The 19,184-nt window shown below is 57.7% G+C and carries 17 protein-coding genes; 9 read left to right on the forward strand and 8 right to left on the reverse strand.

Features of this window, described 5'->3' with window-relative positions; all coding sequences use genetic code 11:
* Positions 1 to 179 precede the first annotated feature (179 nt).
* Genes PGH32_RS21795 through PGH32_RS21810 form a run of 4 tightly spaced genes read left to right on the forward strand, consistent with a single transcriptional unit; the run spans position 180 to position 4,081 of the window.
* Positions 180 to 1,487, forward strand: coding sequence for an MFS transporter (locus PGH32_RS21795; protein ID WP_337895113.1), 1,308 nt, complete (start codon positions 180 to 182; stop codon positions 1,485 to 1,487).
* A gap of 21 nt (positions 1,488 to 1,508) precedes the next feature.
* Entirely contained in the window at positions 1,509 to 2,147 is a 639-nt protein-coding gene (otnC, locus tag PGH32_RS21800) for a 3-oxo-tetronate 4-phosphate decarboxylase (RefSeq protein WP_337895114.1), read from the forward strand.
* A gap of 40 nt (positions 2,148 to 2,187) precedes the next feature.
* Complete coding sequence (locus PGH32_RS21805; RefSeq protein WP_337895115.1) at positions 2,188 to 3,333, forward strand: lactonase family protein; 1,146 nt, start codon at positions 2,188 to 2,190, stop codon at positions 3,331 to 3,333.
* A gap of 34 nt (positions 3,334 to 3,367) precedes the next feature.
* Positions 3,368 to 4,081, forward strand: coding sequence for a hypothetical protein (locus PGH32_RS21810; protein ID WP_337895116.1), 714 nt, complete (start codon positions 3,368 to 3,370; stop codon positions 4,079 to 4,081).
* Positions 4,082 to 4,157: 76 nt separating this feature from the next.
* Here the strand turns inward: PGH32_RS21810 and PGH32_RS21815 are convergent, their stop codons facing one another.
* From PGH32_RS21815 to PGH32_RS21835, 5 genes are read right to left on the reverse strand one after another with little or no spacing between them, the layout of a single operon-like run.
* A complete protein-coding gene (locus PGH32_RS21815) occupies positions 4,158 to 4,919 on the reverse strand; it encodes an amino acid ABC transporter ATP-binding protein (RefSeq protein ID WP_314419490.1) in 762 nt (253 codons plus the stop codon).
* The gene (locus PGH32_RS21820; RefSeq protein ID WP_123333775.1) at positions 4,916 to 5,818 is read right to left on the reverse strand and encodes an amino acid ABC transporter permease; all 903 of its coding nucleotides are present in this window, start codon (positions 5,816 to 5,818) and stop codon (positions 4,916 to 4,918) included. Before PGH32_RS21820 ends, PGH32_RS21815 begins: the two co-directional genes overlap by 4 nt.
* On the reverse strand, positions 5,815 to 6,711 hold the full coding sequence (locus PGH32_RS21825) for an ABC transporter substrate-binding protein (RefSeq protein WP_337895117.1): 897 nt from the start codon (positions 6,709 to 6,711) through the stop codon (positions 5,815 to 5,817). The genes PGH32_RS21820 and PGH32_RS21825 overlap by 4 nt, the downstream gene beginning before the upstream one ends.
* A 3-nt stretch (positions 6,712 to 6,714) precedes the next feature.
* Positions 6,715 to 8,064 (reverse strand): LLM class flavin-dependent oxidoreductase, encoded by a 1,350-nt coding sequence (locus tag PGH32_RS21830; protein WP_314419496.1) that lies wholly within the window; start codon positions 8,062 to 8,064, stop codon positions 6,715 to 6,717.
* 16 nt (positions 8,065 to 8,080) lie between these two features.
* On the reverse strand, positions 8,081 to 9,403 hold the full coding sequence (locus PGH32_RS21835) for an MmgE/PrpD family protein (RefSeq protein WP_443112819.1): 1,323 nt from the start codon (positions 9,401 to 9,403) through the stop codon (positions 8,081 to 8,083).
* A gap of 243 nt (positions 9,404 to 9,646) precedes the next feature.
* Here PGH32_RS21835 and PGH32_RS21840 point away from each other — a divergent pair, with 243 nt between their 5' ends.
* Positions 9,647 to 9,892 carry a helix-turn-helix domain-containing protein gene (locus tag PGH32_RS21840; RefSeq protein ID WP_123333771.1) on the forward strand — a complete coding sequence of 82 codons (246 nt, stop codon included), beginning with the start codon at positions 9,647 to 9,649 and terminating at the stop codon, positions 9,890 to 9,892.
* A gap of 64 nt (positions 9,893 to 9,956) precedes the next feature.
* Positions 9,957 to 10,493 (forward strand): peptide-methionine (S)-S-oxide reductase MsrA, encoded by a 537-nt coding sequence (msrA, locus tag PGH32_RS21845; protein WP_337895118.1) that lies wholly within the window; start codon positions 9,957 to 9,959, stop codon positions 10,491 to 10,493.
* A gap of 4 nt (positions 10,494 to 10,497) precedes the next feature.
* On the opposite strand, the gene PGH32_RS21850 is transcribed toward msrA, so the two are convergent.
* Positions 10,498 to 11,892: an MFS transporter gene (locus tag PGH32_RS21850; RefSeq protein ID WP_337895119.1), complete on the reverse strand. Its 1,395-nt coding sequence runs from the start codon at positions 11,890 to 11,892 to the stop codon at positions 10,498 to 10,500.
* Positions 11,893 to 12,010: 118 nt separating this feature from the next.
* On the opposite strand from PGH32_RS21850, the gene PGH32_RS21855 reads away from it, so the two are divergent.
* Together PGH32_RS21855 and PGH32_RS21860 are read left to right on the forward strand one after the other, a co-directional pair.
* Positions 12,011 to 12,913 (forward strand): LysR family transcriptional regulator, encoded by a 903-nt coding sequence (locus PGH32_RS21855; protein ID WP_314419502.1) that lies wholly within the window; start codon positions 12,011 to 12,013, stop codon positions 12,911 to 12,913.
* Positions 12,914 to 13,019: 106 nt separating this feature from the next.
* Entirely contained in the window at positions 13,020 to 13,733 is a 714-nt protein-coding gene (locus PGH32_RS21860; protein WP_314419503.1) for an SDR family oxidoreductase, read from the forward strand.
* A gap of 1,197 nt (positions 13,734 to 14,930) precedes the next feature.
* Here the strand turns inward: PGH32_RS21860 and PGH32_RS21865 are convergent.
* Positions 14,931 to 15,902: a ParB family protein gene (locus PGH32_RS21865; RefSeq protein ID WP_337895120.1), complete on the reverse strand. Its 972-nt coding sequence runs from the start codon at positions 15,900 to 15,902 to the stop codon at positions 14,931 to 14,933.
* An 8-nt stretch (positions 15,903 to 15,910) separates the two neighbouring features.
* Positions 15,911 to 17,104: an AAA family ATPase gene (locus tag PGH32_RS21870; RefSeq protein ID WP_314419505.1), complete on the reverse strand. Its 1,194-nt coding sequence runs from the start codon at positions 17,102 to 17,104 to the stop codon at positions 15,911 to 15,913.
* A gap of 764 nt (positions 17,105 to 17,868) precedes the next feature.
* Here PGH32_RS21870 and PGH32_RS21875 point away from each other — a divergent pair.
* Positions 17,869 to 18,894, forward strand: a complete 1,026-nt coding sequence (locus tag PGH32_RS21875; RefSeq protein WP_314418901.1) for a RepB family plasmid replication initiator protein — start codon at positions 17,869 to 17,871, stop codon at positions 18,892 to 18,894.
* Positions 18,895 to 19,184 lie beyond the last annotated feature (290 nt).

The following is a 19,184-nucleotide window of genomic DNA, read 5'->3' on the forward strand; positions in this document are numbered from 1 at the left end:
GATTCATTTTGAAAGCGCTTACTTTTGGCTTGACTGTATTTTGTAATCGCTTACTTTTAACGACATGTTATCAGATGCCGGGATTTTATCACCAGACGATAACAATTAATCTGTAAAAAACGACTTACCCGCGTGCGCACGCCAGGTTAAATAACATCAAGATAATAAAGGAATTCACCATGCGTAGATACCCAAAAATCCGTTGGCTGATGATAACATTTTGCTTTTTTGCTATCGCCATCAACTACATAGACCGCATTAACCTGGCCATCGCCGCACCGCACATCAAAGCCGATCTCGGGCTGGATGATACCAGTATGGGCCTGATCCTCGGTGCCTTCTTCTGGACCTATGCCCTGATGCAGATCCCGGCCGGGCGTCTGATTGACCGGCTGGGTGCCCGTGCCGGGCTGGCTATCGCCGTGGGCTGGTGGTCGATGTTTACCGTGATTACCGCCTTCGGCCGCGGCTTTGGCTCGCTGTTTGGCGCACGTCTGCTGCTGGGCGTCGGTGAGTCCGGCGGCTACCCGGGCTGCGCAAAAGTGGTCTACTCGTGGTTTGCCAAAAAAGAACGCGCCACCGCCAGCGGCATCTTTGACGCAGGCCCGCGTGCCGGTAGCGCCATCGCCCTGCCGCTGGTGGCCTGGCTTATCAGCACCTGGAACTGGGAAACGTCGTTTATCGTCACCGGCGCGATTGGTCTGATCTGGATGGTTGTCTGGCTGGCCTTCTACCGCGAGCCGGAGGATATGAAGGGACTGAACGAGCAGGAGCGCCAGAATCTGCTGGAAGACCGCAGCGTACACGTGGTGGATAAAAGCGAGAAAGTCAGCATTAAAGCGCTGTTCCGCTACCGCACCGTCTGGGGCATGATGATTGGCTTCTTCTGCATGAACTTTGCCACCTATTTCTTCGTGACCTGGTTCCCGACCTACCTGACCATCGCGCACGGCTTCTCGCTGAAGGAGCTGGGTACCCTGGGGGCGATTCCGGCGCTGATGGGTATCCCCGGCAGTCTGCTCGGCGGCATCTGTTCCGACTGGCTGTACCGCAAGGGCTTCTCGCTGACCACCGCACGTAAAACCTGCCTGATCGCCGGGATGCTGCTCTCCTCGGTCATCGCCTTCGCCGCCTTCACCGACAGCATTACGGTGATCCTGGTGCTGTTCTCGCTGACCTATGCCGGTCTGGCCTTTACCGCTGCCAATATCTGGACGTTACCGGCCGATGTCGCCCCCTCTTCCGGCTACGTGGGCACGCTGGGCGGCATCCAGAACTTCGCCGGAAATCTGGCGGGGATTGTCACCGCATCGTTTACCGGCCTGATGCTGACGCTGAGCCACGGCTCCTTTGTGATCCCGCTGCTGGTTGCCGGTGGTATCTGCCTGTTCGGCGCATTCAACTTCCTGTTCATCATGGGGAAAGTGGAACCGCTGGTTCTGAAAACCGACGCCCAGCTGGGTAAACCGCTGACGACCGACCGTTAATCAATTTTTCAGGGAATAACCATGAGCAATGAAAACCAACTTCGTGAAGAAATCTGCTGGGCCGGTGCCAACCTGTTTCAGCGCGGCTACACCGTCGGTACCGCCGGCAATATCAGCGCCCGCCTGGACGACGGCTGGCTGATTACGCCCACGGATGCCTGCCTCGGTCGCCTTGACCCGGCGAAAATTGCCAAGGTCAGCACCAGCGGTGAATGGGTTTCCGGGGATAAACCGTCAAAAACCCTGCAGCTGCACCGCCAGGTTTATGACCGCAACGGCGAAGCCGGCGCGGTAGTGCATACCCACTCCACCCATCTGGTGGGGCTGACCCTGGCGGGCGTCTGGCAGCAGGACAGCATTCTGCCGCCGATCACCCCCTATCAGGTGATGAAAGTGGGCCGTATCCCGCTCATTCGCTACCAGCGCCCCGGTGCCTCGGACGTGGCCGAACAGGTGGCCCGCCTGGCGCTGGAGGTGCGCGGCGTGATGCTGGAGCGCCTCGGACCGGTTATCTGGGGTAAAAGCGTGGCCACCGCCACCGCCGCGCTGGAAGAGCTGGAAGAGACCGCCCGCCTGTGGCTGCTGTCCGCTGACAAGCCAGAGCCATTGAGCCAGGCGGCGGTCGCGGAGCTGTGCGAGGTGTTCAGCACCCGCTGGTAACTCCTGAGCTGTACCCTACAAATACTGGCAAGGAACCCCGATGAACAAACCTTTGTATGCAGCCATGCTGTTGGCCTTCTCCTGCGCCGCAGCCAGCGCTCAGGCGCAGAGCCTGGTCTATGTGTCCAACGCCGGGAGCGGCACGGTCACCGGCTATACGCTGGATAAAAACAAACCGGCGCTCGAACCAACAGGCACCTTCCCCGCGGGGGAGAAAGCGATGTCGTCCGTCGTCTCGCCGGATAAGAAAATGCTGTACGTCTCGGTGCGCAGCAAACCCTATCGCGTGGTGGCTTACAGCATCCAGCCCGACGGCACGCTGCAAAAAGCCAGCGAAACGCCGCTGCCGGAAAGCATGGCTTATCTGTCTACCGACAGGCAGGGGCACTACCTGCTCAGCGCCTCATTCGGCGGCGATCTGTTCAGCATCAACACCATCGACAGCGCGGGCAGCGTGGTGGAGAAGCCGGTGCAGATAGTGCACACCGGCAAGCGCGCCCATGCGGTGCAGGTGGATGCGGAAAACCGCCATCTCTACGTCACCCAGCTCGGCACCGATCAGCTGTTGCAGTACCGTTTTGACGGCGCAACCGGGAAGGTCACGCCGCTCGATCCGCCGTTTATTAATATTCAGCACGAGGCGGCCACCGGACCGCGTCACTTTGTCATCGCGCCCCGGCGCGACAGGCAGGGCCAGCGCAATATGTACATCCTGAACGAGATGGCGGGCAATATCACCCGCGTCACCCTGGACGACGCGGGCCGCGCCACGGCCCACGAGGATGTGTCGTCCATCTCACCGGATGAGGATATGCAGCGCGGCGAAGCCCGGCCGCTGACCGGCGATGACGATCTGCCGCCGTCGCACAAGCCGCGCATCTGGCAGGCCGATATCCATCTGACCCCGGATGGACGCTTCCTTTATTCGACCGAGCGCACCAGCAGTACCCTGACCTCGTTCTCGGTCGATGCCATTGATGGCCATCTCACCCGGCTGCAAAGCATCAAAACCGAAGCCCAGCCGCGCGGCTTTGCCATTGATAACAGCGGCCGTTTCCTGATTGAGTCCGGGCAGAAATCGGAGCAGCTGTCGCTGTATGCCATCACCCCGTCCACCGGCGCGCTGACGCTGCTTGGCCGCTACCCGACCGGCAAAGGCGCTAACTGGGTTACCCTGGTTGAGTGATGCCATCGGGTCTTATTACCCCCTGTAAGGAGTTATGATGACGTTTAAAATGAAAACCCTGATTGAGGCGCTGTTTGTCGGCGGTCTGGTTCTGAGTGCCATTCCGGCCGCCTCCGCGGCGGAAAAAGCCATCGCCACCGATCTGGAACCGCTGCATCACGTGATTATGGAAAACCAGTACGTCACCGTGATGCGGGTGATGATCCGCCCGGGCCAGTCCACCGAGTTTCACGAACAGCATCTGGACTACGTGAACACCCACGTCAGCGGCAGCATGGTGAATATCTCGTACCCGGATCATCCGGCCAAAGATCACTGGATGAAGACCGGCGACGTGAAGTTCGGTCCGCATCAGGGCAAGTCGGATGAGGATAAGGTCAGCAATACCGACAACACCCTCAATCATCAGGTGTCATTTGAGATTAAACAGAACGGCCCGCAGAACTTTGGCGGGGCTACGCGTCCGGCCAGTCCGCTGTTCCATCCGGTACTGGATGAAAAAACGGTGAAGGGCTGGAAGGTCCGGCTGCAGCCGGGGGAAGTGGCACCGGCGTACGAACAGCACGGGCCGGGCGTGAGAGTGTTCTTTACCGAAGGGCGGTTACTGCTGGCGGAGCCGGGTAAACCGAATCGCGTGAAGGAGATCTGGGTACACCGCGGTGATGCGTTCCTCACCGGGGCGGGCCAGGTGGAACTCACCAACGGCGGTGAAACGCCGCTGGAGTTTAACGACTACGAACTGCTGTAAAATCTGCGAACGGCGTAACCGTCATACGCTTGCTGCGACGGTTACGCCCCTCCCCTGCCCTGACGGGCAGAAAAAACTACAGTACGCTGGCCAGGAACTCACGCAGGCGCGGATGCTGCGGACTGTCCAGCAGCGTGCGGGCATCGCCGCTTTCCACAATCGCGCCGTTATCCATAAACACGATGTTGTCCGCCACTTCGCGGGCAAAGCCGATCTCATGGGTGACCACCACCATGGTGATGCCCGAATGCGCCAGCTGCTTCATCACCTGCAGCACTTCACCGACCAGCTCCGGATCCAGCGCCGAGGTAGGTTCATCAAACAGCATCACGCCCGGCTCCATCGCCAGCGCGCGGGCAATCGCCACGCGCTGCTGCTGGCCGCCGGACAGCTCACGCGGCCAGGCGCTGACGCGATGCGCCAGGCCCACCTGATCGAGCAGCTTCAGCGCACGCGCTTCCACCACCTGGCGCTTCTCCTTGCGGATACGCAGCGGTGCGTCCATCACGTTCTGCAGCACGGTACGGTGCGGGAACAGGTTGAACTGCTGAAACACCATGCCGATGCTCTGACGCTGCAGGGCCACCTGATGCTCCGCCAGCTCAACCAGATGCTGGCCTTTACGGCGGTAGCCGACCAGCGCCTCGCCGACGTGGATGGTGCCGGCATCGAGTTTTTCCAGATGATTGATGCAGCGCAGCAGCGTCGATTTCCCCGAGCCGGACGGCCCGAGGATCACCGTCACCGAACCTGCGGCGATATCCAGATTGATATCGTGCAGCACCGTCCTGCCGGAAAACTGTTTGCGGATGCCGCGCAGTCTGATCGGTTCACTCATGACTGATGCTCCTCAACACTGGCCGCACGGCGGAACCAGCTGCGTTTCACCGGCGCGTTGCCACGGCTGAACCAGGCTTCGACATAATACTGTCCGACGGACAGCACCGAGGTCATCAGCAGGTACCAGCCGGTGGCCACCAGCAGCAGCGGGATCACCTCGTAGGTGCGCTGATAGATAATCTGCGCTGAGTAGAGCACGTCCTGCAGGGCAATCACCGACACCACGGCGGTGGTTTTCAGCTGACCGATCACTTCATTCCCGGCGGGCGGCAGAATGGTACGCATCGCCTGCGGCAGCACCGTCTGGCGGAAAATCTGCCCCGGACGGTAGCCCAGCGCCTTTGCCGCCTCCAGCTGGCCCGGATTCACGCTCTGAATGCCGGCACGGATGATCTCCGCCGCGTAGGCCGACTGGTGCATCACCAGCGCAATCACCGCCGCGCTGAACGGGCTGATGATCTCGTTAGTGGTGGCGGTCCACACCTCGCCGACAAACGGCAGCGAGAGCGACAGCTTCGGATAGAGCGCGGCGATGTTGTACCACAGGAACAGCTGTACCAGCATCGGCACCGCGCGGAAAAACCAGGTATACACCCAGCTCACCCACGCCAGTACCGGGTTGGCAGAGAGGCGCATCAGCGCCAGAATCGTGCCGCCCGCAAAACCAAACAGCACCGAGATCACCGTCAGCTTGATGGTCATCAGCACGCCGCTGATAATCGACGCTTCCGTCAGGTTTTCCGCCACCACGTCCCACTCGAAGCGGGGGTTGCTGACCACCGACGATCCCATCAGCGCCACCAGCAGCAGTACGATCAGGGCGCTGAACCAGCGCCCGTAGTGACGATGCCCGACTATCCGCAGGCCTGCGCCGTCTTCGTCAGGCCGCAGACTCATTTGGCAATCTCTTCATTCAGACCAGCGCTTTTCACCGCGCCAAAACCGATTTCCCACTTATCGAGGATCTGCTGATAGGTGCCGTCGGCGATCAGCGAGTTCAGTGCCGCCTGAACCGGTTTTTCCAGCGGCGATGCTTTTGGCAGGGCAATCGACACGATGGTGTCTTCAATGGTGATCTCGCCCGCCAGCGCCAGTGCTTTCACGTGGCTGGCCTGATAGCGCAGGCCTTCATACGGGCCAAAGAACATCGGCACGCGGCCGCTAATCACCGCCTGCACGCCCGCAGGGCGATCCGGGAAGATCGGAATGGTGATTTCCGGCTTACCGTCGGCTTTACAGGCGTCGCTGGCCTGCTGCAGGCGCGTCACCTGCGAGGTGCCCGCACCGGCACCGACGGTCTTACCGCACAGCTCAGGGAAGGTGTTAAACGGCCCCAGTTCGGCATCCTTACGGGAGATCAGCGCCAGCTTGGAGGCGTTATAATAGCCGACGAAATCCACCTGCTGCAGGCGCTTTTTATTGGCGTCGATATTGGACGCGGCCAGATCGTAGCGGCCGGATTTCAGGCCGGGAATGATGTTGTCAAAGCCGCCGGTATCGCGCCAGTGAACCGCGACGCCCAGACGGTCGGCCACCGCGCTGACGATGTCGATTTCGCGCCCGGCGAGGGTTTTATTATCCGCCTGATAGAAGGTGGTCGGCGGCGTATTCGGGTTGGTGCCCGCCACGATAAAACCTTTTTTCAGAATGTCGGCGGGCAGCGTGGCGTGCAGGGCAGCATCCGCTTTTGGCTTGACGCTGCTGCTGAAGGCCACGTCCTGGTCTGCGGCCAGCGCAGAAGTCAGTGGGAACAGGCTCAGAACGGCGGCGGTCAGTACTGTTTTTATCATGGATTATTCCTTCTCAGTCGCCAGTGCGGGCACGGCGGCAAAATTTTCTTCCGGCGACGGCAGGCCGAGGTTTTCACGCAGGGTGCTGAACTGATATTCGGTACGGAACAGGCCGCGGCGCTGGAGTTCAGGCACCACCAGCTCCACGAACAGCTCCAGCTGGTTTGGCAGCACGGCAGGCATGATGTTGAAGCCGTCGGCCCCTTCCTGCTCCAGCCACTGCTGGAAGTCGTCGGCGATGTCAGATGCGGTACCGACAATCACGCGGTGGCCGCGCGAACCGGCCGCCACCGCAGCCAGCTGGCGCAGGGTCAGGTTTTCACGTGCGGCAAGTTCGGTCAGCAGCTTAACGCGGCTCTGCCCGCCTTCAGTGCCGCCAATTTCCGGCACCGGGCCGTCCAGCGGATAGGCGGTCATATCCACGCCGAAACGGGCCGACAGCTGTTCGATACCGTTATCGATATCCACCAGTTCGTTCAGCTGGTTCCAGGTTTCCTGCGCTTCCTCGCGGGTGCGGCCCACGATCGGCATCACGCCCGGCAGGATCAGCAGGTGATCCGGGTGACGACCGGCTTCGCGGACGAACTGCTTCTGGCTGCGGTAGAAGGCCTGGCCCTCTTCCAGCGATGCCGCCGCGGTAAACACCACTTCGGCGGTTTCCGCCGCCAGCTTCTGCCCGGCAGGGGATGAACCGGCTTCAATGATCACCGGGCGGCCCTGCGGTGAACGGGCGATGTTCAGCGGGCCCTGCACCTGGAAGTATTTGCCTTTGTGGTTCGCGGCATGAATTTTCGCTTCATCGGAGTAGCGGCCGGACGCCTTCTCGCGCACGATAGCGCCCTCTTCCCAGCCGTTCCACAGCTTGAAGGTGACGTCGAGGAATTCGCGGGCGATGTCGTAACGCTCGGCGTGTGAAGGCAGATCGGTGCGGCTGAAGTTACGCGCCGCATCGGTGGAGAACGAGGTCACCACGTTCCACGCCCCGCGTCCACGGCTGATATGGTCGACGGAGGACAGCGCGCGCGCAAGGTGGAACGGCTCATCGAAGGTGGTGGAGGCGGTCGCCGCCAGGCCGATGTGCTTGGTCTGCACCGCCAGGGCGGAAAGCAGCGTCAGCGGCTCCAGGCGCGACATGGTGGACGGCAGGCGGTGAACGCTGGTGGCCAGCGCATCGCCGACGAAGAACATGTCAAAACGGCCTTCTTCGCCCTTTTTGGCGATCCAGGTGAACCAGTCGACGTCGGTCGGTGAACCCTGAGCGCCTTCTGCGCGCCAGCCACCGACATGATGACCCAGGGCCTGCACAAACAGGCCGAGGCGCAGCTGGCGTGACGGTGATTTTTCTACGGTCATGAGAAACCCTTATTCGTTATTTGCTGAGCAATGAAATGAGACGATGCAGCGCAGCGTCGCTGCCAAGCTGTGCATCGTTAAACACGCCCTGCGCCAGAAGCGCAGGCAGCGCGCTGAGACTGTTGCGGAGTTTTGCCTCCACGTCGGTAAAGGCGGCGGCGGTTTCCTGCCGGGTGACGCGGTGGCTGAGCTGGCTGCCATCGTGCAGGAACAGCGTCACGTGATGGAAACGGCGATCGGGGTCCAGCTCATCGGCCGGGGCCGTCGGGTCCGGATGGCGGCTGACCCGCGCGGCCAGTTCGGCGATATCGGCTTTGACCGGGGCTTCGGTGTAGTTTTCCAGCGCCACCGACCCATTGATCAGCGCATCGGCGATGACGTACTCCAGGCTGAAGCGCGCCTCCACGCCGTTCTTCGGCGCAATGATATTCGGCGCGGTATCGGCACCCGGGGGGAAGCTGACCTCAATACGGTCGATGGCCTGAACATTACCGCCCTGCCCTCTTTCCTCCAGCTGCTGACGCAGCACGAAGGCGGCCTCGGCGGCGCTGTGCGTGCCGCCGCAGGTCGGGTAGCGTTTAAATTCCAGGCCCGGCGCGACAATACGCCACGGGTTACCCCAGCCCGCCAGCAGCTGTTCCGGCTGCGCGGCATCAAAGCCGAGGATCTGCAGGAAGCTTTCCAGCACGCCATCCGGCTGACCGCCAAAACCGGCCTTTGCCAGCTGCACGCTGTTCACCGCGCTGCGCGCCGACAGCCCGGCGTGCAGCGGCTTCGCCGCCGAGCCAAACTGACTGCGCAGACCGGAGGCCTGGGTTGCGGCCAGCCCGAGGGCTACCTGCGTGGTGTGGACGCTGAGATTCAGCAGGCGACAGGCGGCACCGGCGGCGGCAATCGTGCCGAGGGTGGCCGTGCTGTGGAATCCGGCGCTGTAGTGGCGGGTACCGATGGCTTTACCCAGCCTGCCCGCCAGCTCCACACCCACCACATAGGCATCCAGGAAGGCATCAATGCTCACCGTCGGCGAGGCCTTACTCAGCGCCAGCAGCGCGGAGAGCACGACGGTGGTTGGATGGCCGCGAAAGGTCGGATGATAGTCGTCGAAATCCAGCGCATGGCTGAGGTAGCCCAGCTGCAGCGCAAGGTTTTCCCTGGAATGCAGCGCGGGGAAGACGCGGATCACCGGCTCCAGCCCGCTGTCGACCACGCTGCCGTACAGCACCGGAAACAGGCAGGCAAAATAATCCTTCGCGCCTTCACGGGCATTTTGCCGCTCCGCGTCTCCGGGATGACGGGAGAGAAGCGTTTCGGCCAGCAGTACGGTCAGTGAGTTATTCAAAATACACCTTTTTTAACACTGTATTGACATAAATCAATATGTTATAAATTAGCTCCATTTTCTTTGCTTCACCGCACCGCAGCCAATAACCAACCGTTATAACCCATTCCTAAATGAACTAAGCAGAAAGCCCGTAATGGCTATCTTTTCACATTTATTCATTCTATATAGCGGTACTGCTATAAATTCGCTTTATCGCATCACTGCTATAATGTGTTTTCACCCACAGCAGGATGAGCGCGAATGAAAGTCAGAACGCCAGCCGACTTTGGCATTGTTATCCGCAGTGTTCGCAGTGCGCAGGGTATCAACCAGCAGCATCTGGCCGAGATCTGTGGCACTACCCAGTCGGCGATTTCCCGGCTGGAAAAAACCGGGGTATGCCATATCGATACCCTGCTGCGCGCCTGTCAGGCACTGCATCTGCAGCTGGAGATATTCCCCCAGTCGGCGAGGCTGAGCGAAAAAAGCGTGTCCCCGGACTTGTAAATGACCCTGGCTGCTCTTATATAGAAAGGCTGATAAACGGGGTTTTCCCTGAAGGAGTAAAATAATGGCAACTGAATACGCAACCATCGCAGGCGGCTGTTTCTGGTGTACCGAAGCCGTGTTTAAACAGATCGCGGGCGTTGAGTCCATCCAGAGTGGCTACATTGGTGGGCATACGGTCGACCCAACCTACCGCCAGGTTTGCAACGGAGATACCGGCCATGCCGAAGCCATTCGTATTGGTTTTGACCCGCAGAAGATCGGCTATGGCGATCTGCTGGATATCAGCTTTGCCACTCACGATCCCACCCAGCTGAACCGCCAGGGTAACGATATCGGCACGCAGTACCGTTCAGCGATCTTCCCGGCCAGTACCGCACAGGAAGAGGAAGCTCGCGCGGCAATCGTTCGCGCCCAGGCCGATCACAGCGACCCGGTGGTCACGACTATCGAAGAGGATGCGACCTGGTATCCGGCTGAGGACTATCATCAGGACTACTGGGCCGGTGAAGGCCAGGAAAACCGTTACTGCCTGGCCGTGATCCCCCCTAAGCTGCAAAAACTGCGTAAGCGTTTCGCGGCTAAAACAATCTCAGGCTGAGCCTCTACTCCTCAGCGGTGACAGCACCCTTCAGCGTACGACGGGTGCTGCGCCAAGACAGATACCCCAGCCCCGCCCCCAACAGTGACAACAGCGTTAAAATCCCCATTACCCAGCCATAGCCCGTTTCCGCGCCCGACTGCTGATAAATCTGTGTTGCCATCGTCAGACCCAGCGCCCCCCCGAGATTGTGCAACGTCCAGGAAATTCCAATTCCCTGACCGTGCATCTCATGCGGCAACGCCCCCAGCGCCGCAGCCACCGATGGCCCGAGGATTGCCCCCCAGCCCGCGCCCATCAGGACAAAAGCCGCGACGGTCAGCAGCAGCGATGGTGGTGAAGAAAACTGGCTCTGCAAAGCCGCCGAGAGTGCCAGCATCACAAACCCCGCCGTCAGTACCGGCCACGGGCCGACGCGGTCGCTTACCTTTCCTGCCAGCGGCGACACCAGCGCCATAACCAGCGTCACCGGCAGCAGCATCACGCCCAGCAGAGCCGCACTCAGCGAATAAAGTGCCAGCAGCTTAAACGGCATCAGCAGAAAGGCTGAACAGTAGAACACCGCCAGCAGGATGGAGAGCCCGCATGCGCGGCGGAAAAGTCGGTTACCCAGCACGCTAAGCTGGATCAGCGGACTGGGGGTTCGGCGTTCATAGCGGATAAACAGCAGCAGCGATATCAGAGAGATTGCCAGCAGCAGCAGAGAGGCCGGACTGCTTAACCCCCAGCGGCCGATGTAGACCGACAGCAGCAGAAGGGGAACCAGGCCGCCGATCAGCAGCAGCCATCCCGGATAATCGATGCGCAGACGAGCCGCGTTGCGCTGCACCGCGATTTTTCCCCGGCAGCAAAAGTAGCTCAATACCATCAGCGGAACGTTAATCAGGAATACCGCACGCCACCCCAGCAGTTCCACCAGCACGCCGCCCGCGACCGGGCCCAGCGTCAGACCGAATCCATTAGCGGCAAACAGCAGACCCAGTGCCCGCCCGCGCTGTGATTCCGCTATCGACTCAACCAGTATCGCCGCCGTCGCGGTGTACAGTACCGCGCAGCCGGCCCCCTGTATTAACCGGCTGATAACCAGCATCGGCAGACTGGCCGCCAGCCCGGCGCCCAGCGATGCCAGTGTAAAAAGCAGCATGCCGCCGTACAGCACTTCGCGCCTGCCGTAGCGATCGGCCAGTCGCGTGGCCATCACCATGCAGCAGCAAAGCGCAATAACAAACACCGTCATCACCCACTGCACGGCATCAAGCCCGGCTGGGAAATGCTGCTGTATGGCCGGCAGGGCAGTGTTAACAATGGTGAAGTCCAGACAGCCGGCGAAGCTGGCAATGCAGATCCCGGCGATCAATGCGATCTGCTGTTTGGGGGTGTTGTTTAACGAAACATTCATCGTGCGTTCCTGAGTTACGAAATCGGTCAGCACAAGGTTATCGCGTATTTTTTTCTTCATCTGCGCTGATAATTCGTCATACTGACGAATTGATGTCGTCCATAACCCAGAGGTAACGATGATCCCCGGCGACAGACTCAGCGGCATTCGGGCATTTGTGCAGGCCGCGCAGGCGGGCGGTTTCAGTCTGGCCGCCGAGCAGCTTGGTCAGTCGCGCTCAACGGTGGGCAAGGCAATAGCCCGGCTTGAAGCGCGATTGCAGGTTAAGCTCTTTCTTCGCACCACCCGTACGCTGTCGTTAACCAGCGAAGGGCTGCAGTTTTATCAGGACTGTCTGCGCGTTCTTGCCGATCTCGATGCGGCTGAAAACCGACTGACCGCCCATGCTTCGGTCCCCACCGGCTGCCTGCGGATAGCCGCTCCGCCGCTGTTTGGCGAAAAACAGGTGATGCCGCTGCTGCTGCCGCTCACGCGCCGCTGGCCCGGCCTGACGCTGGATATGCATTTTTCCACCCGACGTATTGACCTTGCGGAGTCGGGAATCGATCTGGCCGTGCGCATCGGCAGCCCGGGGCATCACAGCGATCTCACTTCCCGCCAGCTGGGCGTACAGCAGATGCAGCTTTGCGCCTCGCCGGAATATCTTGCGGCGGCCGGCAACCCTTTATCGCTCGAAGACCTGGCCGGGCACCGGCATATCACACTGCCGGAGCAGGGTCGAACGCAGTCATGGATACTTGAAAGCAGTGACGGAAAACCCTGCTGGTGGCAGCCCCATGACGGCCTGCGGTTCAGTACGCTGGGCGCGGTTTACAGTGCGGTACTGGACGGATACGGCATAGCCCAGCTGCCACAGTGGCTGGTTGGTGAGCATATCCGTCACGGAGAACTGACTGAACTGCTTCCTGAGATGCAGGCTCCCGGTCTGCCTGTTTCTGCGGTATGGTTAAAAACCGCCGCCATGCCCCAGCGTTTACGCCTGGCCATTGACACGCTGGTCGCCGGTTTCAGCGCGCGATGAGCGGGCATTGTTATTCCCGTGTGGCGGCTATCCAAAGCACAATAAGTCTCTCGCTCTGAGCCGGGGCGGATGGTAGCGTCACTCTCATTTCTGACAAGGAGTGAGTATGACGACTGCATCTTCCCGCCCGGTAGCGATTGTCACCGGAGCCACCAGCGGCATCGGCCTGGCCATCGCACGCGATCTGGCGACCGACCATCAGGTTTACGCTATCGGGCGCTCGGCTGAGGCGCTGGCTGAGCTACGGCAAATCCATCACGTCGAAGCCGTGGAGCTGGACCTTCTCGATAATCAGGCGCTGAAAACCTTTACCGATCGGCTGTCGACCATTGCCGTTCTGGTCCACTCTGCGGCAGTTTCGGAAAGACTGAGCGTGGAGCAGGCCACCCCCGAACAGTGGCAGAAGCAGTTTGCCATCAATCTTTTTGCCCCCGCAGAACTGACCCGACTTGCGCTGCCTTTGCTGCGGAAAGAGCAGGGCCAGGTGGTGTTTATCAATTCAGGTTCCGGCACGCTGGCGCTTGCCGGGCACGCCGTGTATTCGGCCAGCAAGTTTGCGCTTAATGCGCTGGCCCACGCCCTGCGCACAGAAGAGAGTGAACACGGCGTGCGCGTCGCGACAGTGTCACCTGGCCCCACCGACACGCCGATGAACCGCAAAAGCCGCGAGCGAGCCGGTGATTTTGCTGCTATCGATCCCCTGGCTTACAGCACGCCGGAGTCCGTTGCGGCGGCGGTGCGTCTGGTAGTTAATGCCACCGAAGATACTCAGATTGCCGACGTGGTTGTCAGACCGCGTCGCGACAGTGCTAAACGCTAATCAACAGAGGAGAGCCCGTGAACCTGTCTAACATCAGCCGGGAACTGAAGCGCCATATTCGCTTTAGCTACTGGAACGAACTGTGCACTCTCAACGCTTAAAAGCCAGCCGGATATTGCCCCCTGCTTAGCCACGACGACCTCTCAGGCAGGAGGCAGTTCCGGTTGGTTTAATCTACTTCTGGTTCTCTTTTTTATATTCCACCGGCATAACACCTTACCCGCGATCGCTAATCCTGATTCCTCCTGCTCTTCAGTTCTTCAGTTCTTCAGTTCTTCAGTTCTTCAGTTCTTCAGTTCTTCAGTTCTTCAGTTCTTCAGTTCTTCAGTTCTTCAGTTCTTCAATATTATTACTCAGCCAGCTCAAGTTTTTATGCACGCTACTCTTTTTTACGTCAGACTTTTTTTCGCTCCCGGGAGTTTGTGCAGGTAACGATTGAGTCATGCGCAGGGGGTTTTAATCGGCTGTGATAACACTGTTGTGATTTGTCGAGTCACTTGATGAGTTGAGCCGTGCACTCACTCACTCACTCACTCACTCAGGCAGTCAGGCAGTCAGGCAGTCAGGCAGTCAGGCAGTCAGGCAGTCAGGCAGTCAGGCAGTCAGGCAGTCAGGCAGTCAGGCAGTCAGGCAGTCAGGCAATCAAGCAATCAGGCAATCAGGCAATCAGGCAATCAGGCAATCAGGCAATCAGGCAATCAGGCAATTATGGTGATTTGTGCGCGATAGAACTCATAGTTAAATCTGCGCACAATACTTACTGCCTACTGCCTACTGCCTACTGCCTACTGCCTACTGCCTACTGCTCAATGCTCAATGCTCAATGCTCAATGCTCAATGCTCAATGCTCAATGCTCAATATTTAAAACCTTATGCCTGATATCTGATACCCGAACTTTGTTCTTTGCGGGTTTGAGGGTTTGAGGGTTTGAGGGTTTGAGGGTTTGAGGGTTTGAGGGTTTGAGGGTTTGAGGGTTTGAGGGTTTGAGGGTTTGAGGGTTTGAGGGTTTGAGGGTTTGAGGCAGTGAAATTATGGAGATTTCACCGTGAAATCCAAAATGAAATTCCTTTTAAAACAGTAAATTAATAATGAAATCAGGGGGGAGAACGTTGTGAAATTCAATGGCAGGGAAATCAGTTAAAAACCCCTGCATCGTTGGTCAATGCTGTAGCCACCGATGCAGGGAAGAATAAAAATCAGCTCTTCAAATGCTTCGCCAGCACCGCGGCGATAGCGCTGTCGATTGCGCCCTGCAGGTCGGTTGGCAGGCGATTAAACTCGTAGCTGAACGTACGCCCACGCGTTTTCTTGCGCGCGTAGCGGTTCTTATCGCTGAAGTCCCACAGCGGCGTAGTGACAACCTTATCCTTCTCCGGCGTCATCACCAGCAAGGCCGCTTCCTTCCTGATCTCCGCAATGATTTTATTCTTCACTTCATCTTCCGCCAGCGACGACAGAGCACGAATACTTTCCACCGCGCTGCCGATATTATCCAGCAGCTCCGGCACGGAAATATCCATGCTGGTCAACATCTCTTCCGCGGCCAGCAGATTTTTATAATCGCCGTAGGTCAGCTCAGACTGCACCGGGAAAATTGACAGCAGCTCGGCAGAAACGCTGGCGGCCTGCAGAGCACGGGTCACTTTCGCCTGCGAGAGATTTTCATCCTCGGCTATCTCTTTCTGCGTCAGTCCACTTTCCTTCAGCGCCAGCAGACGAAGGCCGACTTCACGAATGTTGTGTTCACGCGCGGTCTGAATGTCCTGCGCCAGATTCCGGGCTTCAGCAGCGGTCAGGGGAACGTCAGTGACCAGTACGTCCAGGCCAACATTACACAGAATGGCGGAAGCACGGCGGCGCGATCCGTCGAGGATCTCAATCGTCTCGCCTTTACGCACGCCAATCGCCGGGAAAAATTGCTGCAGCCGCAGCGTGCGCGTTATGCCTTCCAGGGATTCAGGCGTCAGCGCGGCCTGGTCACGGCCGTTGGTTTCCTGAACCACAAAGGTTTTGCTGGCAACATCCGCTGCCGCGACGGTAACGCGGGTAAAAACGGCTTTTTTGCCTGATGACAGCGTAAAGATCTGTTTGACCGGTTCTGGCTGCGGTTCGCTGTTTAATACCGGCGCACTGAAGGTGCGCCCGATAGTATTCCGTTTCATATTCATCAGGCACCTCAGTTAATGCGAATAAATTCAATACGATCAAAGACCGCTTTGGCAAAGTCTTCTGCAGCGGCGCGGGCATTTTTTAACGCCTCGCTGCTGCCAATGTAGGTCGCCGGGTTGGCCGAAATGACGGTATCGAAGGATTCGCCGCAGCGTTCAAAACCGTCCAGGCGGGGAAGGGCAACGTCCAGCATATCGCCACCAAAAATTTCTTTTGCCAGACTGTGGCAGACTTTGTGATCCGGTTTGTTGGACAGTTTGGACATAAAACCAATATTGCCCAGTAGACGGCAACCGCAGCCGGATGACTCAATAATGTTCACCAGCTCTGGCAGGCGCGTCAGGTATTTTAGCGTTGAATGAAAATCAACCTGTGCCGGAGGCACGGGGGTCATTAACAGATCCGCCGCGGCGATGGCATTTTTCAGAAACGCATCGAGATGCGGTCCGCTGTCGACAAAAATAAAGTCATAGTCTGATTTTAATTTATCGATCACGTTTTCCCGCAGAACGGCGTGGGGATTCTGGCCTGGCAAATGTTCACTGCACAAACCTTCCCAGCCGGATGCAATAAAGGCATCGTCGATTGAAGCAGGAAGTACATCTACGCCCGGCACCACGGAACTGACGATAAATTCTTCCAGAAGCTCCTCGCGGCTGACGTTCTGTAACATCGCCTGCGCGGAGGTCGTTTCCACAATACCCACAGCTCTTGTGTGGTTAAGAAACATGGTGGCTGATGACTGCGGATCGAGATCGATAACCAGAATGCGCAGATCTTCAAACAGCAGGTGAGGGTGGGCACGCATGGCATGCGCCAGTGATACGGTGGAGACGGTTTTAGATACGCCGCCCTTCAGGTTGCCGACAAATACGGTCAGGGCTTCTGCATGCCGGTCACGGTATTTAGGGACGCCACGGTGCTGGTAGATATCCACAATATTCTGGATAGTCATTGCGTATTTGGTTGAGGATCCCGCTGCACGTTTATCAAAAACATAGCCGCTTTCTTCCATTTCACTGACGGCATAGTCAACGTTGGCGCGAGTCAGTTTAGGCAGTTTTGCCAGTGCGGCTTTGGCGTAGACCTGAAAATACTCGTTCTCACGCATTTCTTCTTTCTGTGCCTGAATGTGTTCAGTCAGAGAAGTCAGCATTTTACCTGCCCGCTGGGCGATTTTTTCAGTCTGATGCGAATCCATATTCATCAATGTCTCCACTTATGTAACTTATCGTCTTAAAATCAATATTCCTACATACGAAGAGAATTATCAACATAAAGGTGGCATTTATCTCTAAATGGATGACTGAAAGAAAAGATCGTCGTTTTATCCCTGTTCACGCCGGTATTGTGCATTTTTTCCCCGTTATTCACAGGCCAGATCCAATAATTAGATCCTCAATAGATCATAAATAGATCCAAGAAGATCCCCGCACCCCCAGAGGCCTTGCCCCGACTGGGCTGAGACCCGATCATTATCCACTGTGAAGAGTAAAACAACCGCTACAGGGAGTAAAATAACCGCTGTAGTGAGCCGGTTAACGGCTGAAGAGAGTGGATCAAAACCACTGTAGTGAGGAGAGGGTAAAAAACGCGGTGAATAACCTGATTTCGCGCAGAAATGCGCCGGTGGCGGGTTGTTAATTAAGCGACTGAATCTGGATCTGTCGTTACCGGATCTTATCCACATTTTTCAGATCTGAAATAACGTAAATTTATCCACTGCTTAGATCCAGTAACAAGATCCATAAAGAACCTTAGAAGAACCATAAAGATCCCTGCATGCGCTCAGGCCGCGCCCTGCCTGCTCCTGGAGGGGGTTGTTATCCACTGTGATGAGTAAACTAACCACTGTGGCAAGTAATAAAACCTCTGTAGTCAGTAGAACATCCGCTATAGTGAGTGTTAGTATCCACTGTAACCAGTAATTGCGATCCTCGCCTGTGAGTTTACGGAATGTAAAAAATGCCGGATAAAGATCCAGAAAACAAAATGATAGCCGACGCTTTCAGTGAAACGGATAAACGCACCGGCGAAGTTATCAACCTCACGCCTAACACCAATAACACCGTGCAGCCCGTAGCGCTGATGCGGCTGGGGCTGTTTGTTCCCACGCTGAAGTCTACCGCACGCGGCCGTAAGAACCAGATGTCGACCATGGACGTCACGGAAGAGTTAAAGCAGCTGTCGATCGTCAAATCGGAAGGGTATGAGAATATAAAGATCACCGGCGCCCGGCTGGATATGGATAACGACTTCAAGACCTGGGTGGGGATCATTCACGCGTTTGCCAAATACAAGGTGCTGGGAGACAGCGTCACGCTGCCGTTCATCGATTTTGCCAAACTCTGTGGCATTCCCTCGGTAAGGTCCTCTGCGCGGCTCAGAAGCCGTCTGGACGCGTCTCTGACCCGTATTGCCACCAATACCATTGCCTTCAGCAGTAAAGAAGGGGAGTACTACGTCACTCACCTGGTTCAGTCGGCAAAATACAGCACCAAAAATGACTCGGTGACCCTGCAGGCGGATCCAAAGATCTTTGAGCTCTACCAGTTTGATAAAAAGGTGCTGCTGCAGCTCAGGGCGATCAACGAGCTTTCGCGCAAAGAGTCCGCGCAGGCGCTTTACACGTTTATTGAGAGCCTGCCGCCGTCACCCGCACCGATCTCCATGGCCCGTCTGCGGGCAAGGCTGAATCTGACCTCGCGCACCATCACGCAGAATGCCACGGTGCGTAAGGCGATGGAGCAGCTGAAAGAAATCGGCTACCTCGACTACACGGAAGTGAAGCGCGGCAAGGTGGTGTACTTTGTTATTCACTACAGGCGGCCGAAGCTGCGCCCGGCCGATATCCCGCTCAGCCTGCCTGACATCGGCGAAGACGAGTTTGATGACATCCCCGACACCACCGAGAAGGAAGGGGAGATGGTCATGCTGTCCAGAGAAGAGTTGGAGCTGCTGGAAAAAATTCGCAAGGGCCGCAAGACCTGACGGTCATAACCACTGTAGTGAGAAGATTGTCAACTGACTATCCACTGTAGTGAGCGATCTTCCTCCCTCCTTCTGATACCCACCACTGTAGAGAGTAAGGCAACCACTGTAATGAGTGGCGGTGCTCTCTACAGTGGTTATTTCGCCGCGCCCTGGTGACCACTAACCTGTAAAGCCTTGCTCAGTGGCATGTCAGTAACCACTAACATCATCAGTGACACCCTGTATACGCGTCATCGTTCATCAGATACTCATCACAGTGGATACCGTTCTCACCGCAGTGGTTATCT

Origin of the sequence: Erwinia sp. SLM-02 (assembly GCF_037450285.1) — a bacterium.
In the GTDB taxonomy this organism is placed as follows: Bacteria; Pseudomonadota; Gammaproteobacteria; order Enterobacterales; family Enterobacteriaceae; genus Erwinia.